Origin of the sequence: Halomonas sp. DP3Y7-2, assembly GCF_019800795.1 — a bacterium.
Classification (GTDB): domain Bacteria; phylum Pseudomonadota; class Gammaproteobacteria; order Pseudomonadales; family Halomonadaceae; genus Halomonas; species Halomonas litopenaei_A.
In genome coordinates this window covers 148103-162900 of record NZ_JAHVKJ010000007.1, presented here as the reverse complement: position 1 = coordinate 162900, position 14798 = coordinate 148103, and the positions used below count along the sequence as shown (strand labels likewise).

The following is a 14798-nucleotide window of genomic DNA, read 5'->3' as shown; positions in this document are numbered from 1 at the left end:
TGCGTGATTACAATTCTGTGAGAAACTTGGACACAGATTGAATTAGAGCACAGCTCTCAATCGCTTAATGGCGGATATTGTTGCCTTTTTTTTTCACTAGGTGTGGCCATGATCGTTTTACACAATTTTTTTTGCAATGATCGCCATCATTCTCTCAAATAGCAAGAAAATCATATAGGTAAAACGTTAAAAAACCACTCAATCCGATTAGTCCTAATCAACAAAGGAACACTAACTAATGTTTGATTTTTCCAAAAAATATGCCGTGATTTCTGGGGCTTCCAGCGGTATCGGCTTGGCAATCGCTGAAGGTCTGGCCGAAGGTGGTGCCAATCTGGTTCTGCTTTCTCGAAAGCAAAGCGACAACATCGAGTCAATGAAAAACCAGTACTCGCAACTGGATATCCAATGGCACGAGTGCGACGTAACCGATCATAGAATGATCAAGGACGTCGTTGACAAGCTGGTCGATGCCAATATCGAGGTTAGCTATCTTATCAACAACGTCGGTATCGCTCTGGGCGCGCCAAAGACTTTCTGGGGACAGGATATCGATACCGTCAAGAAAGTCGTTGATACCAACGTGTCGGGTTCCGTTCACCTGCTTCATGAATTTTTGGCGAGAATCTTTGTACCGCAGAACAAGGGGACGATTCTCAACCTCTCCACCATCACGGCGCTGGAACCGACCGTGCTGGGCTCAGGCGAGGTCACCTATCACTCCTCTAAGGCGTTCCTAGAGGGGATGGTCAACTCCATTCGGAATGAGCTGATGGGCACCGACATTCGTATCTTGACGCTGCGTCCAGGCTTCGTGAAGACGAAATTCCACCTGAACCGCGTCAACAATGATGACGATGCCTTCAACGATATCTTCAAGGGCATCGAGCCGCTTGATCCGCAGGACGTCGCGCTGGAGGCGCTTTGGATGATCAGCCGTCCAGACCGTATCAGCGTCAAGGCGCTGGACGTCGTGCCAACGGCCCAGAAGAGCCTGACCGAGGTTGATCGCAGCTGGAACGATCGTCACTGAGCGTCGCCAGACTCGACTGTCTACTTCCAATTCTCTCCAGCGACAAAACGACGGGCGGCATCAAGTGGCCGCCCCCTCCTGCGTCTTGCCAATCTTCATCTGTCAAATTAAGGACCAGTCATGTCAGACAGCTATCTGAAAGATAAAGTCATCGTTCTCACCGGCGCCTCCTCTGGTATTGGTGCCGCCACGGCGGAAAGGCTGGCACAAGAGGGCGCCAGACTCGTTCTAGTGGCAAGAAACTCCGGCAAGCTGATCTCCATCCAGGAACAGATCACGGATAACGGCGGTACGGCCATCTGGATGACAGCCAACGTCGGCGATGCTAGCGAGATGCAGCAGGTAGCGGACAAAGCCGTGGCGGAGTACGGTCAGGTCGATATCCTGATCAACAATGCAGGCGTGATGCTGTTTTCGGACTGGGTCGATACGGCGCTCGATGATTGGCACACAATGGTCAATACCAACATCGAGGGCTATCTCCACTCTATCGCCGCGATCCTGCCACTACTCCTCAAGAACGGTGGCGGCACGATTCTCAACATGAGTTCCGTTGCCGGCATCCATCCAGGTCCGTCGAGTGGCGTCTACAGCGCAACCAAGAGCTTTGTCCGAAGTATCTCCGAGAACTTGCGCATGGAACTGGCCGAAAAGGGCATTCGCGTAGGCATGGTGAGTCCGGGAGTCATTGATACCGGCTGGGCCGACAAGGTCAACGACGAAAAGGGCAAGAAGGTCGCCAAGGAGCTCAACGAGCAGGCTATCTCGCCGGAAAAGGTCGCTGACGCCATCGCCTATGCCCTGAATCAGCCCCACAACGTCGCCATCAGCGACGTCGTGATTCATCCGGTCTCTCAGACATGGTGACGTCGTAAGTCGGGCATCGATGTTACAGCCTTTCATTACCAATGATTACCCGAACATTATGTTCTCAAACAATTCAGTGAATTGGAGCTTTAGCAATAGCTATGCTGCTCCCCTACACGACAGGCGTCTTGGCGCAGAATGCGGCAGCAGAGGGCGCCAGACCAGACCTAGGCTCCAGAGCCTGCTGCTCGATACCACATATGCCACGCTGCAGTGCCTGGGAGAATGTGAGGGGCAATACCGGCCGATCCGACCTGCGTTTTCATAATCTACGCCACAGCTTTGCCGGCAGGCTGGTCCAGGCCGGAGAGAGCATGACCACGGTGAGGGATCTGCTAGGGCATCCCAGCCTGATCATTACCAGCCGCTACTTGCACATTTTGGATGCGGGTCTGGACGATATTGGCGCGCGCCTGCCGAGCTTAAGCGGGGCCTTCTGCGAGCACACACTAGAAAAAAGGAGGGTAAAAACGCAAACAGCCGCTCGTAAGCGACTGTTTTCTAAATGGTGCCGGTGGTCGGACTCGAACCGACACACTGTTTCCAGCGGCGGATTTTGAATCCGTATTTCGACAACACCAGGCCGCGCTTGCTACGGGCTTTTGTCGATAAATCAACAGCTTGTAATTTTACACTGGTTACGCACAACACCTGGATACGCTACGATCTGCGACCAAACTGCGACCACATCGCGCCAGCCACTGTAGCGGACGAGCGTCCGCTGCATAAGCGAGGGCACCCAATCAAGACATTCCAGCGCAGGGATGCGTTTCCAGCCGGCACTCGACCACGAAGTCCTAGACCGCGACAACGGCCGGCTCGTCCGGCTGTAGAGGGGCGGAAATCTCCGGGTCAAGGCCTGCGTCGAGGATATGGACTACCGCCCACCGCTGGCGTACGGATCGGACAAGTACTCAACCTGTATATCACCGGCCTCACGGGGTGAGACAAGACCTGGCAGGCCTGCCTGCTGGGCAACCAAGCCTGCCGGCAAAGGTACTAAGTGCGCTATCTGGGGGTGCCGCGCCTGTTCAAGCAGCTACGTATCGCCTAGGAGGATGGCTCCTACGCCAGGCTGACGGACCAGCTGAGAAAACCGTCCTGCTCATCCTCGGCGACTGGACATGCAGAAGATGACCGCCCCGCAGCGGCAAGACCTAATAGAGTTAATAGAGGACCGGTACGGCCAGGGCTCGAAACTAATCACCAGCAAGCTGACCATCGAGCACTAATTCAGAGGACGGTGGCCGACGCCATCCCGGATCAGCTACTTCACAGTGCTCCCCAGCTGACACTCAGAGGAGAATCAATAAGTCACGAGAATCGCGAGCCGCCCTGGCTGGCTGGCGGGCGGGCATCGGGAGAGTGCCTGCGTGAGGTACGACGTATTCAGGTTTAAGACGGAGAATTCGATACTTTACCTTACACTTGGGCCGATTGCATCAATTATAAAAAGGGAAACCAAACGCACTCAGTCATTTAAAAAGGGTTAATAATCGCGCTGGCCAAGACACTAGAGAGACTATTTTTTCAAAAAAGTAAAGCCTCCTCCTCCGGACCAACCAACATCCTTGGATATGCCTAAGCTTTCGCCCTCGATAACGGCTTTGAGTCGTTGAGCACAATAAGACATAGCGTGCTCACCATTCTCAATACCGATATACTTCCTTTTCATCTTATGCGCCACGGACGCTGTTGTGCCGGATCCTAAATAAGCATCCAAAACCAAATCACCGGGATTTGTGCTTATGTGAAGTATCCTTTTAATAAGACTTTCCGGCTTAGGAGTGTCAAAAGGTATTTTACAGTCAAATATTTTTTTTAAATGCTTTTTCGCATGATCTGTGGTTCCCACCTCATCCGCCAACCAAAGAGTAGATGGAGTTAATCCAGCACCAGCAGACTCACTTGTAAGAAACTTCTTTACACGAGGAACACCCGCCCCACTTCTACCAAACCAGATATTATTTTGGGAAATTTCAAATTCCATTTTTTCTTTAGAATAAATCCAGCATCTACCGGCTGGGGGGGTGTGAACTTTGCCAGTTGGGCCAACTATTTCATAGAACTGGCTGGCAGTAGCGTGCCCAGCTTGTACATTAGCTGACACGGATTGCCAAGGGCCTCGAGGATCGTTGTCTGGATTTTTATATCTTGACAACACCTCCTCTGTAAGCGGAAGCTTATTTCTGGCATTTTTAAATGCTGAATAATTTTTCGCATAAAGCAAAATATATTCGTGATTGCTAGATAATACTTTTCTATTTTCTCTCGTTGTGCGATGCTCCCATGCAATGGTGCTAACAAAATTTTCCCTGCCAAAAACCTCATCGAATGCAACTTTTAAATAATGCATCCCACCATCATCAATTGACACCCAGAAACTACCGTCCTCGGCTAATAGCCGTCGCACAATTTCAGCCCTTTTTTTTAATGAGGAAATCCATTCATCATGACTCATTCGGTCTGAGTAGTGAGTGAATATCTCCCCATTATTGTACGGGGGGTCAATATAGATACATTTTACTGCACATTCATAAACAGTGAGCAAAGACTCCATCACAGATAAATTGTCACCGTGAATGACCAGGTTGCCTGACTCCTGCTCACCGTGCGAGAATCCCGGCACCACATCCAAACCGTGAAGAGAGTGTGGAACAGGATCCTTGGCGGAGCTGGTCGTGCGCTCAGCAGCATCAACATCAGCAAAATCAATAGATTGGGCGAATTTCATAGTTATGACAGAGCAACTTGAGTTTGAGTGCGTAGAACCAAAGGCGAAGGTAGCGCCAGGCCTTTCCGAGGGTAGCACACCCATGCTTTGTAGGAAAGCCGAATCGAAAAAGAACGTTTTTCGCTCAATCCACTATCTCGGAAGTAAGCAGAGGTTACTGCCCGCAATCAGGGAAGCCGTAACCCAAATTGCCCCTGAAAGCTCAAGGATGATCGATTTGTTCTCGGGATCAGGCATAGTTTCACATGAGTTTTCTAGTGACAGACCGGTGACAGCAGTTGATATACAAGAATACTCGCGCGTCCTTTCCTCTACGATGCTAAACGGCCCTATTGAGTCGGATTTAGATATTACTCAGATTCCATACTTAATTCAAAGCTCAGAAATAACAAAAAAATTACTATGGGCATTCGAGCCTTTAATATCAATAGAAGAAGAGGTTATAAAAAACTCAGCTCTTGGCAATTTAAATGATTTGTGTTTCTTGCTAGAAAACGCCTGTTTTCTTGAATACCAACTGGGATTAAATAATCCTGATCACTTCGAATTTAGAGCCGCGCTAGAAAAAACTGAACAGCGCTTGGCTTTGGCAGACCTTCTTGAATCAAAAAGATCCGTAGTTACCAGATATTACGGAGGAATATATTTCTCCTACATGCAAGCAGTCTATATTGATGCGACCCGAACTATAATAAGCAATCACTTTCCGTCTTATGATCTCCCCATAGCAGCACTGTTAAGCACAGCTAGCGATATATCGAACACTGTTGGCAATCAATTTGCACAGCCTCTACGTCCGAGAGACAAAGAAGGAAGACCGAAAGCATCCCTAAGCAAAAAAGTAAAAACCGATAGAGAAAGGTCTGTGGTTGATACACTTGCAAAATGGTTAGTTAAGTATAGCAAAATCGGCAAGCCGGCTTTTAAACACAAAACAGTAAGAGCTGATTTTATCGAGGCACTGCAAAAAACTACCGACGAGATCGGTGTGATTTATGCTGACCCACCCTATACACGGGACCACTATAGCCGCTTTTACCATGTTTTAGAGACAATTGCTCTCCAAGACCGGCCATCTATAGTAAGATTTTCCACATCGCCTAACTCCAGGTTTAGCAGGGGAATCTATCGAGACGATCGGCATCAGTCACCTTTCTGTATTAGGTCTACTGCACCTGATGCGTTTCGCTCCTTGTTTAGTTTGTCTCAAAAGCTTTCTGCACCGCTCGTACTTTCTTATTCACCTTATGAAGCGACCGATGGAACTCATCCGAGGGTCGTATCAAGATCCCAACTAGTGAATATCGCATCGGAGTTTTTTGAAAACGTAGATTGTATTGAATTAGATAATTTCAATCACAGCATGCTCAACAAGTCAGATAGCAAATTAAAGACTAGAGCTCAGTCTGAAATACTCCTAATATGTCGGTAATTTTCACTAAACCTCCGGAAGCACCTCTTCTGAAGGTAGAAGTTCAAGAGGCACGGTGGACCACTGGGTTTTCAAATAATCAATAGATACGAAGGTTTGACGCATTAATATTCTGCCACTCTCACTACGAGGACCCAATATTGTAAGAACCTCTTGATACCCCTGCTCTCCCGGCATTAACAAACAATATCTAAAAGCCATAGCATCTATTCGAACAAAAACAACCACAGGCCTATCACCTAGTTCTGTTGTACTATAAGCAACTCCTCTTCCGGCTCCAAGCTCAACTCTGAAGTTTCTACTTTTTACAACTACAGGGCGACGAATTTCTACCTCACCAACCTCCCCGCTTGCTGTCACATGCTGAGTAACAACCTCTGCATCCTGTCCAGCTCTCGCTTCAAATCCAAAAAAATCTTCGAAATCATCTTTTCTAAAGTTTGCTTGATTCCACCTGCCTTTACCACTAGGAATTTCACTAATAAATACTACAGGAACTGATTTATCAGAAGCCATGGCTAGTTCTGCATGGGGCTCAGGCTCTACTTCGTCATCATTCTGTCCAGCTGCAGGACCAGGCTTCACTTGCCAATTAAAACGGCTATTCTGCATTGCCCTTGCGATCACATCTTGATCCCGCAGCAACCTCAAACGATGGGCCATTCTATGTGAACTTATCCAGTCATCCCAATTTTCTTCAAATTCCTGAGCTGCCTGACCGGATAGAGAAAAATCTCCAAAGGCTTCCCAGTTAAACGCGTTATTAGCACCCATGATAGTAGCACCGAGCCCAGCCGAGGTAAGGTTTCCAGAACCAGCTAGGACATGAATAGTGTCTTCTTTTTTGAACCAACAGAATTTGGGATGAAATATCCCTTTTCCACTACTATCCAAAAAAACAAAAGATTTTAATCTTCCTTCGTACTGATCAGATAATTCTACAAGCGTCTCTATTGCCTCTACATTCGTAAGAGCATCAACACCAACTATCAGCGTAAAGCTCCCCTTCGCAATTAGTCTTTGAATATTCGGCGAATTGATCAGGGCCTGAATTCCTGATTTTGAAGCAAACGCAAAAACGCCAACACCAATTTCTGCACCAGAGGAGATAGCATCAATTCGATACAGCAATTGTCCTACCCTTGGCTCCTGAATTCGAAAATGCATAGTGACCACTCTTGTAAATTAGAGGTTCGAATACACGGACCGCTTACATTTCTTTAAGCAAACCTTCTCTATCCTTGGAAGAAAATGCTTGTTTGAAATTATTGCCTTAATTGGTGTCCGAGCTGAGATACAAAACTTCGCATCCTAACTCCTGCAAGATACCAAGTAATAGGACGATGATTGTAACTAATTTCGAGGCTATAGAAAACCTGAATCCATGAAAACTGCGCTCTGAAAGTCATTTAACCCACTAACCTGCATGACAGGAGGCACCGGACCTACCCCTACGGGCTGCGTGGCCTGTCAATCGGCCTCAGCTATCTCCCGCTGCCCGCAAGTGTATCTGGTGGCCGTCACGAATTGGTAGAGCTGGCGCGTGCTGCCCTGGCGTGTCTACAACACACTGGGGGCGGACTTCTGATCTTACCAAGGGTTTGTAGTCAACACAGTTTCACGATTGAAGGCCCAGTAGCCTTCGAGGACACCGTGCAGTTGGTATTGCGGCGAGCCGTCAAGCAGTCGACGACCACCTCGAGTCCAATGCCGGACATGAAGGCTGACACTTAGCTCAGCGCTGCGACCTGATGCGTTGACGCTACTTGCCGGGCCAGATGATGGGTGATGGCCTGGCGGGTCTCGAACACAGTCTCTCCCATGATTCGCCGAGATGCCTGGGACGGTCAGCTGGGCATCAGTGAAATTGACATCGACGGAAACGGGATTGATGCATTATCTTGGACATCGGCCCCCTGTTGAGTGGGTGTTGTGAGGGGTTTTTCGCTCACGTACATCCCAAAAGGCTGCGCCTTTTTCGTTCACACCCTTGGTGAGCATCGCTGCTCATCCGGGATCAGGAATCACTTACATTGGCTGGATCAAACCTTTACTGTGGATTACTCTAGTTCGGTTGGAGGACTTCTCCTCTAGATCCTTTTTAATTGAGCTAACCGAGATAAGGAGCGCGAAAAAAATGCCGGTAGACGCAAAATACAAACATGAGCAAGCAATTGATATCGAAAAAGACCTGGATGGCGATATTATTTACCTCGAACTGAACCTATCAGATATTATATCGGACTATGTTTCTGATTATAGCGACATCGACAGTCTATTAAATAAAGTGCAAAGTCATAATAAAATCGCATTCGTGGCCGAGCATGCGGCTAAAGAGGCTTCAGAGAACGGAACAGGTGAACTGAATGAAAGGCTGATGGAGCATGGTTTCAAGATTGTCAAATGCGAATGATAGAGCCATAAAAAATAAATGCTAATGTTAAAGCCGATGTCACCCATCAGGGTGACATCGGCGCTATGACGTGACATCTGACGCCGAACAACACTACAGAAACCCTCGCTCCGCAAAGGACTCACATCCTTCGCTACCGACCACAATGTGATCGATGACCTTCACGTCGACCAGCCCCAGCGCTTCCTTAAGGTGCTGGGTAATGCGCCGGTCGGTGTCGCTGGGCTCCGGTTCACCCGAAGGATGATTGTGAACCAGGATCACAACGGCGGCGTTGTGAGCCAGCGCCTGCTTGACCACTTCCCGAGGATAGACGTTGGCCGCGTCGATGGTGCCGCGAAACAACTCCTCAAATTGGATCACCCGATGCTGGGTGTCGAGGAAAATGGCACTGAACACCTCGTGCTCGTAATCCTGTAGCAGTATCTGCAGATACTCGAAGGCCAGTGTCGGCTGAGTGATCTTGCGTCCCTTGGCCAGACGGCGACGGGCAAAGGCCTTGGCGATGCTCAAGAGCTCCGCTTCGGTCACTGTGTCGGTAATGCGATAGGTACCGGCGGTCTCGCCGGCACTCAGCTTTCGATGGTTCATGATTGTTCTCCTCAGGCCGCCATCACTTGCGCCATGCGGCGCTCCATTTCCTCATAGAACGCCTCGACCCGCTCGGTGATGGTGCGAATCAGCGTTTCGTCCCGATAGGCACGCTTAACGAACAGCGGCATGCCGGGCCAGTAGCTGATGAAGTCGATCCATTCCCGTTCGCTGACCCACAGGCCGCCCTGGCACTGGGCGATGTGCTCCTGGGGCAGCTCGCCATCCAGCAGCAGCTCGATCTGATATTTGGGCCACTTGGTCTTGATCTCGACCAGGCCATGGCTGTCCACCAGACAGTCGGGTGAGTAGCCCACGCCATGGTTGAGGATGATGCCAACCTGCTCCAGTCGGGGCAGGCCAGTGGCCTCGTGGTAGAGCTCGCGTGCCATGGGCTCCAGCTTGTGACCGCGCTGGGTGTGGGTATTGCCCTGGAAGGCATCCGAGGGCTCCCCCGTTATGCGCTCTCCGATCAGCTGATGCATGTAGCTGATGGCGCCGGTACCAAAGCCTCCCGGCCCCTTGCCCTTGACCAGAAGCGTCTTCAGCTCGGACATGGTGACGATGCCGAGACGGGCGGCATGCCACTCAGGCGTGCCCTGTTCCAGTGTCAGGATCTGCATGACGATCTCCTTGTGACCGGCGAGGGTGGTGCCCACGCCGCTCGCTTAGTGACGTTGATGGTTGGGTAAGGCGCGCTTCTGCAGGGAGGCGCGTAGCTTGTCGAAATCGCTGCGGGGGACACGCTCGACGTCGCCGTACTTGCCGACGAACCACTCCTGGGTGGTGACAGGGCAGGCGGTAATCAGCTGCTTGAGCTGAGCTGCCTGGAATGCGGTGACCACCTTCACAGGTGGCGCGGCACCGTGGCCGTTGTCGTCCTGCCCCCGGGTTGTGATATTGAGCAGGGCGCACAGTACGTAGCGCTTGCCGTAGCTGGTGGAGGAACCGAAGGCCTGCACGGCGTTCTTGCTGCCGCTGGTATCGGCCGGCAACAGCATGCTGGTCTCCTCGCGGTGGCCGTCCTTGTGCATCAGCACGCCAGTCACCTGAATGCCGCGCTCCTGGGTCTGAATTCGGAAGCTCACCGCGAAGCCGTGCTGCTTCATGATCGGCCGCACGGTGTCAACGATATCCTCCAGGGTGGCATAGGCACCGTTGTTGCCCTGGCCACGCTCGGCGATGCTCGGCAGCTCCGTCTGCATGGCCGCCATGGCGGCGCTGTAGGCCATCATTGCCTGGCGGTCGAGGACACGTTCCTGCATCTGCAGCAGGCGCTCCATCTTGTCGATATCCACGTCGGGATTGAGCGCTGCCCGCTCGATCACCTGGATGATCGCGGTGCTCTCCTGCAGTGGCTGGGGTGTCTGGTGGGTCGATAATGGAGAGCTTTTCTTGCCGTGCTCGGGATGAATGGGCGTTACCATGGTGATCTCCTTACAGGTAGCGGTTGATGACGTCATGGAGCTGGTCCGCCGGGACCTTCTCCAGCGACACAACCACGCGATAGACCTGGCCCTCGGCCAGCACGTGGGTGTGGGTTTCACGTTCACCAGCACCCAACAGCTGACGAGTCAGCTGAGTCAGGGCGCGGCACATCTCGAAGGTCATGGGGGGTTGCATAGGCACCTCCAGAAACACAAACGCCCGGCCTTCGAGGGGCCGGGCGCTATGCCGTGATGGGGATAGAAAATCGATAGGGGATGAAACAAGCCGCTAGAACCACCGACGGGGATCAGGCCACCAGTGCCATCGCCGTTTCCAGGGCCTTGTCCTTGAGGCTGGCCCCCTGGCCGAACCAGGCAGAGTCCATGCGGTAGTCGTTACTGCGTGCCCGCTTCTCGTGGTCGACGTACTCGGTGATGGCGTTGAGCAGGCCCCAGGCTGTGCCCTGTGCGGTGCACAGCTGAGAGCCTCGCCCTTCGCCGTGGTAGAGCTTCTGGACGCGGTTGAGGGCCCGGTAATTGGGTAGCTTGGAGGGATCGTCCAGCGGCGCATCGGTATTGCAGATCACCGACTGGAAGTAGGCCTGCATCTCCTCCTGGCTGACCTTGCGCTCGGCCAGGGTCTTGATGCGGTACATGAAGTCGTCCCACTGAGCGACCGAGATACCCAGCTGCTGCTTGACCCGCTGCGGATTGAACTCGGTGCTGTGTGGCACCTTCACGCCCTGGGTCATGCCATCCACAGCAATGGTCAGGGTGTTGTTGCACACCACGCGTACCGAGGTGGGCGTCGCCACCGTTGCCAGCGAGCCATCACAGGACGTCGCCAGTAGCAGGTAGGCATAGACCTGATCCTGGCCCTTCAGTGCCGTGCCCAGGCCGCTCCGAGCCAGGGCCCAGAACTTGCGCCCGCCCTTGAGTACCCCGGCGGTCTCCAGCTCATAGCCGGCGTACTCGGTCAGGTCGCGGTAGAACTCCAGCACCTCCTCCGGCTGGACCACCTTATAGCGCTGCGAGACCACTGACAGCGGGGCCCGGGTATCGGAGCGATAAAGCACCTTCTGCTCCGGGAAGGAGTGGATGCTGCCCAGGTGCCCGGCGCCATCGGCGATGAAGCGTACCGGGGATTCCTCGATGTGCCAGTCCATGCCGGCCTGCTGCCGCCAGACCTCCAGCGGTTGATGACGCGACAGTTGCTGGCCGAGGCCATGCCAGGGGGTATCGCCGACGTAGGCCATGTGTTCGATCAGATGAGCCATGGGTATTGCTCCTTGATTGTCGAGATCACGGCATAGCAGCCCGCCACCCATGGGCAGCGGGCTAGCCGTGATAGCGTGTGAAAGGAAAAGACGAGAGAAAGAGACGACCGGGAGCGGAGCGACACGCTCCATTGTTACTCGGCGTGGGGACGGAAGGCGTGACCACACTGACGGCACTCGACGTTATCCAGCACCTTGGTATCCAGCTCCTCGCCCAAGCGGGCTCCGGCGATCCCGCCAGCGGTGCCCCCAACCAGACCGCCAAAGACGGCCCCGGCTAGGCTGCCGATGGTGACCCCCAGGGGACCGCCCACCGCACCAACCAGGGCACCGGCCTTGGCCCCTGACAAAGCACCGGCAGCGCCTGACGCGGTGCCCGCCACCGCTCCGGTCGTGCCACCGACCTTTCGGCCGATGTTGCGCGTAATGACGTGATGCGAGCCGCAGCTCGGACAATGGATCGACATGCGCTTACCTCCTGAGTCGTGGTGTGAACGTTCATCGAAGCTATCGCCTGATAGCTTCATGGAGGTAATACAGGGCTGAGATTTATTTGAATCGAATCGGTAGGTGGGCAGCCAGCAACCCAGAGGCGAGCCCTGTCTTCGACACTAACTTTTTCAATTGCTTACGGCCCAACTTTCTGGTGGATACCGACCATAGGGGCTCTCTTCTCCCCGTAGTCTCTACCTGAATCAACCATGCCAATTTGGCTGTGTATGTTATTGGTTATAACCAGTAGTTCTAATAGGGATAATCAGTAGACTCAGAGAGTGCATTGAGCTCACGTAGTAAGAGCCTACAAGACAGAACAGTAGAAAGAGGAGAAAGGCTGGGAGGGTGATCCCCAAAAGGATCGCACCGACCTCCCTGACAGAGAGAAGGCACCGGAGAGAGCATCAAGAGAGTGACGGCGAAGCCGAATCACGACATGTCCTCAGGTAGGGAAGCTGCGGTAGCGATGGGCAGGTCTCTTTCCTGGTGGCCTGCCCCGTTTCCCGGTGTTGACGTAAATTTCTACAGGCCTCGGCGATGGTACGAGCAGAACGCTCCACGACCATTAAGAGAGGCCTTCCTCATGTACGATGATGTTTACGACGACACCCTGAACGAAACCGACATGCTGGCCATTTGCCAAGGCATGGACAATACAGTGTTGGAAACCACTGCCCTGGGCCAGGAGATCGCCACGCTGTCCCACCACCTTTGGCGACAGGACTTGATCGAGGTGGATCGCCAGCTCAAGGCGTTGGCGACGACAGAGGCCTTGCTGAACAGCCAGCAAATGATCCTGCCGGATGGCTTCGGCAGCGATATCGTGGTGCTAGCACCTGACGCGCTGCTGGACACGCTGACCACGCTCTACACAGTGCTGGTGACAATGTTCCAGGAGACCGATATCGGTCAGCACTATCGGCCGAGCCCCTACGCTCTGCGTTTTCTGTGGGCGTTTGGGAGCAGTGCGTACCTGCGCGAGGCAGGGTTTCATCAGCCTCCCACCATGAGCCGGCAAGTAGCAGAGCAAACGGTTTTGGAACTCAACCAACGACTGACGGCCTGGTATCAATGCCTGAAGCAGCCGGACTTTGCCTACGAGTGCAGCCGGAATCGCCGCAATAGCCGCAACAACTACCAGCGTCTCCGGGATTTGATGGATGCCCTGTTCGCTCGCCATAGCCGCCTGACGGTACTGAGAGTGGATCTAAGTTATAGCGAGCATGACGGCCCCTACATCGACTACGAGACAGCACGCTACCATCGTAAGCAGCTGTGTCAGGCATTCCACACGAACCCGCTCTTCAAGCACTTGCTCGGCTATGCCTGGAAGCTGGAGTGGAAGCCCAAGAAAGGCTTCCATTATCACTTCGTGTTCTTCTTCGATGGTCACCAGGTGCAGGAAGACATTACCCAGGCCCGGCGTATCGGCGAGCTGTGGGCGCGCTCGATCACCGGAGGGCAAGGGCATTACTTCAACTGCAATCGCAATGCTGAGAACGTCTATCACTACAACGCCTTGGGGCGCATCGACTATCACGACTTTGAGAAGCAGCGCGGGCTGGATTACATCGCCCGCTACCTGACCAAGGTCGACGAATACGCCGCCATGCTGGTGACAGGGCGCACGTTTCAGACCAGCCCCATGCCCCATGTACCTGAAGGGCCTCGCCCTGGACGTCCACGTCAGCCCCCCGCCACCTGGTGCTACGGCGAGCTCAGTTTCTGACCGCCCACCTGCCTATGCTATGTCACGTCCCGGCGGTCACGGGAAAACGTCGGGGATTCCGCCCGCCGACGACCAATGCCGGGTTTGATTTCACGACACACGGCCTGCCCCTGACTGGGGAGCAGACCTTCTTTGTTCAACCATAAGGAGTTCGCCATGTTCCCGTTCCGCTTCCGACAGGGCACCCAACAGAACGCCGCAGACGCCGCTGAACCACACGCAAGCCCGTCACTTGGCCCACTCGCTGCCGACGCGACAGAGGACGCTCAGCGGCGGCTCGATGCGATGGAGCGAGATGAACCCAAGCGACGGCTGATCCGGGATGCCAAGGCGCTGGCCAAGACCCGCAAGATCACCCAGGCACAGATGGCCGAGGAGATGGGCGTGCCGCATCGCACGCTTGAAGAGTGGCTACAGTTCCGGCGCATGCCGAAAGCACCGGGCACGACGCTACTCCAGCGGTGGGTAGCGGCGCATTCAAGGGCAGAGTAACGCGCCTTGCCGAGCGTCAGCGGCGTCGAGGATCGACGGAAGGGGGTGAATGGCGAATAGCGCTTAGCGAGAAACGGAATGGATAAATATAGGTTAATAACAAATTTGTCTTAGCTATTTTCGACCATCACCCTCGTCCAAGCGATCAAGGCAGGCGGCTCGAAGGCGTTGGGGACCCTGAAAGCGGTTATTTCGGCTATTAGTAGCCGAAATAACCACATCGGAGGGGCAGACAGCGCTCAAAACACCCTTTTGATAGATACCATTTTCCTATTACTGTCAATACACACTGCTTAGTAGCGCCTACC

Annotated in this window: 14 protein-coding genes, 1 tRNA gene and 2 pseudogenes; 7 read left to right on the top strand and 10 right to left on the bottom strand. The window is 53.3% G+C overall.

Annotated features, from left to right (window positions below):
- Positions 1–238: 238 nt before the first annotated feature.
- The 3 genes and pseudogenes from KUV45_RS07710 to KUV45_RS20455 form a co-directional block, all read left to right on the top strand.
- On the top strand, positions 239–1033 hold the full coding sequence (locus KUV45_RS07710; RefSeq protein ID WP_222162618.1) for an SDR family oxidoreductase: 795 nt from the start codon (positions 239–241) through the stop codon (positions 1031–1033).
- Positions 1034–1153: 120 nt separating this feature from the next.
- Entirely contained in the window at positions 1154–1900 is a 747-nt protein-coding gene (locus KUV45_RS07705) for an SDR family oxidoreductase (RefSeq protein WP_222162617.1), read from the top strand.
- Between the two features lie 101 nt (positions 1901–2001).
- Positions 2002–2271, top strand: a pseudogene (locus tag KUV45_RS20455) (tyrosine-type recombinase/integrase); the annotation flags it as partial.
- A gap of 135 nt (positions 2272–2406) precedes the next feature.
- Here KUV45_RS20455 and KUV45_RS07695 read toward each other — a convergent pair.
- Positions 2407–2484 (bottom strand) — tRNA-OTHER (locus tag KUV45_RS07695).
- A gap of 938 nt (positions 2485–3422) precedes the next feature.
- On the bottom strand, positions 3423–4634 hold the full coding sequence (locus KUV45_RS07690) for a site-specific DNA-methyltransferase (RefSeq protein WP_222162616.1): 1212 nt from the start codon (positions 4632–4634) through the stop codon (positions 3423–3425).
- Between the two features lie 4 nt (positions 4635–4638).
- On the opposite strand from KUV45_RS07690, the pseudogene KUV45_RS20450 reads away from it, so the two are divergent.
- Positions 4639–4947 (top strand): annotated as a pseudogene (locus KUV45_RS20450) (DNA adenine methylase); the annotation flags it as partial.
- An 834-nt stretch (positions 4948–5781) separates the two neighbouring features.
- Here KUV45_RS20450 and KUV45_RS20445 read toward each other — a convergent pair.
- On the bottom strand, positions 5782–5844 hold the full coding sequence (locus KUV45_RS20445) for a hypothetical protein (RefSeq protein WP_224851975.1): 63 nt from the start codon (positions 5842–5844) through the stop codon (positions 5782–5784).
- A 228-nt stretch (positions 5845–6072) separates the two neighbouring features.
- Positions 6073–7233, bottom strand: coding sequence for a phospholipase D family protein (locus KUV45_RS07680; RefSeq protein ID WP_222162614.1), 1161 nt, complete (start codon positions 7231–7233; stop codon positions 6073–6075).
- Between the two features lie 970 nt (positions 7234–8203).
- Here KUV45_RS07680 and KUV45_RS07675 point away from each other — a divergent pair.
- A complete protein-coding gene (locus KUV45_RS07675; RefSeq protein WP_222162613.1) occupies positions 8204–8479 on the top strand; it encodes a hypothetical protein in 276 nt (91 codons plus the stop codon).
- A gap of 93 nt (positions 8480–8572) precedes the next feature.
- Here KUV45_RS07675 and KUV45_RS07670 read toward each other — a convergent pair whose 3' ends face one another.
- The 6 genes from KUV45_RS07670 to KUV45_RS07645 all read right to left on the bottom strand — a co-directional run bounded on the left by KUV45_RS07670 (position 8573) and on the right by KUV45_RS07645 (position 12241).
- Positions 8573–9070, bottom strand: coding sequence for a RadC family protein (locus tag KUV45_RS07670; protein ID WP_222162612.1), 498 nt, complete (start codon positions 9068–9070; stop codon positions 8573–8575).
- Between the two features lie 11 nt (positions 9071–9081).
- Positions 9082–9693, bottom strand: coding sequence for a lambda exonuclease family protein (locus KUV45_RS07665; protein WP_222162611.1), 612 nt, complete (start codon positions 9691–9693; stop codon positions 9082–9084).
- 45 nt (positions 9694–9738) lie between these two features.
- Positions 9739–10497 carry an ERF family protein gene (locus tag KUV45_RS07660; RefSeq protein WP_222162610.1) on the bottom strand — a complete coding sequence of 253 codons (759 nt, stop codon included), beginning with the start codon at positions 10495–10497 and terminating at the stop codon, positions 9739–9741.
- Between the two features lie 10 nt (positions 10498–10507).
- Positions 10508–10693 carry a hypothetical protein gene (locus KUV45_RS07655; RefSeq protein WP_222162609.1) on the bottom strand — a complete coding sequence of 62 codons (186 nt, stop codon included), beginning with the start codon at positions 10691–10693 and terminating at the stop codon, positions 10508–10510.
- A gap of 112 nt (positions 10694–10805) precedes the next feature.
- Positions 10806–11774 (bottom strand): DUF932 domain-containing protein, encoded by a 969-nt coding sequence (locus KUV45_RS07650; protein WP_222162608.1) that lies wholly within the window; start codon positions 11772–11774, stop codon positions 10806–10808.
- A 134-nt stretch (positions 11775–11908) separates the two neighbouring features.
- Positions 11909–12241, bottom strand: a complete 333-nt coding sequence (locus KUV45_RS07645) for a hypothetical protein (RefSeq protein ID WP_222162607.1) — start codon at positions 12239–12241, stop codon at positions 11909–11911.
- A gap of 611 nt (positions 12242–12852) precedes the next feature.
- Between KUV45_RS07645 and KUV45_RS07640 the strand changes: the two genes are divergently transcribed.
- Positions 12853–13998, top strand: a complete 1146-nt coding sequence (locus KUV45_RS07640) for an inovirus-type Gp2 protein (RefSeq protein WP_222162606.1) — start codon at positions 12853–12855, stop codon at positions 13996–13998.
- Between the two features lie 156 nt (positions 13999–14154).
- Positions 14155–14490 (top strand): DNA-binding transcriptional regulator, encoded by a 336-nt coding sequence (locus KUV45_RS07635; protein ID WP_222162605.1) that lies wholly within the window; start codon positions 14155–14157, stop codon positions 14488–14490.
- The last annotated feature ends 308 nt before the right edge of the window (positions 14491–14798 follow it).

Excerpts from the sequence above, each read along its gene's own strand:
- KUV45_RS07680 (WP_222162614.1), bottom strand. The coding sequence starts at position 7,233 with ATGCATTTTCGAATTCAGGAGCCAAGGGTAGGACAATTGCTGTATCGA.
- KUV45_RS07655 (WP_222162609.1), bottom strand. The coding sequence starts at position 10,693 with ATGCAACCCCCCATGACCTTCGAGATGTGCCGCGCCCTGACTCAGCTG.
- KUV45_RS07710 (WP_222162618.1), top strand. The coding sequence starts at position 239 with ATGTTTGATTTTTCCAAAAAATATGCCGTGATTTCTGGGGCTTCCAGC.
- KUV45_RS07705 (WP_222162617.1), top strand. The coding sequence starts at position 1,154 with ATGTCAGACAGCTATCTGAAAGATAAAGTCATCGTTCTCACCGGCGCC.
- KUV45_RS07675 (WP_222162613.1), top strand. The coding sequence starts at position 8,204 with ATGCCGGTAGACGCAAAATACAAACATGAGCAAGCAATTGATATCGAA.
- KUV45_RS07690 (WP_222162616.1), bottom strand. The coding sequence starts at position 4,634 with ATGAAATTCGCCCAATCTATTGATTTTGCTGATGTTGATGCTGCTGAG.
- KUV45_RS07670 (WP_222162612.1), bottom strand. The coding sequence starts at position 9,070 with ATGAACCATCGAAAGCTGAGTGCCGGCGAGACCGCCGGTACCTATCGC.
- KUV45_RS07635 (WP_222162605.1), top strand. The coding sequence starts at position 14,155 with ATGTTCCCGTTCCGCTTCCGACAGGGCACCCAACAGAACGCCGCAGAC.
- KUV45_RS07645 (WP_222162607.1), bottom strand. The coding sequence starts at position 12,241 with ATGTCGATCCATTGTCCGAGCTGCGGCTCGCATCACGTCATTACGCGC.
- KUV45_RS07640 (WP_222162606.1), top strand. The coding sequence starts at position 12,853 with ATGTACGATGATGTTTACGACGACACCCTGAACGAAACCGACATGCTG.
- KUV45_RS07665 (WP_222162611.1), bottom strand. The coding sequence starts at position 9,693 with ATGCAGATCCTGACACTGGAACAGGGCACGCCTGAGTGGCATGCCGCC.
- KUV45_RS07660 (WP_222162610.1), bottom strand. The coding sequence starts at position 10,497 with ATGGTAACGCCCATTCATCCCGAGCACGGCAAGAAAAGCTCTCCATTA.
- KUV45_RS07650 (WP_222162608.1), bottom strand. The coding sequence starts at position 11,774 with ATGGCTCATCTGATCGAACACATGGCCTACGTCGGCGATACCCCCTGG.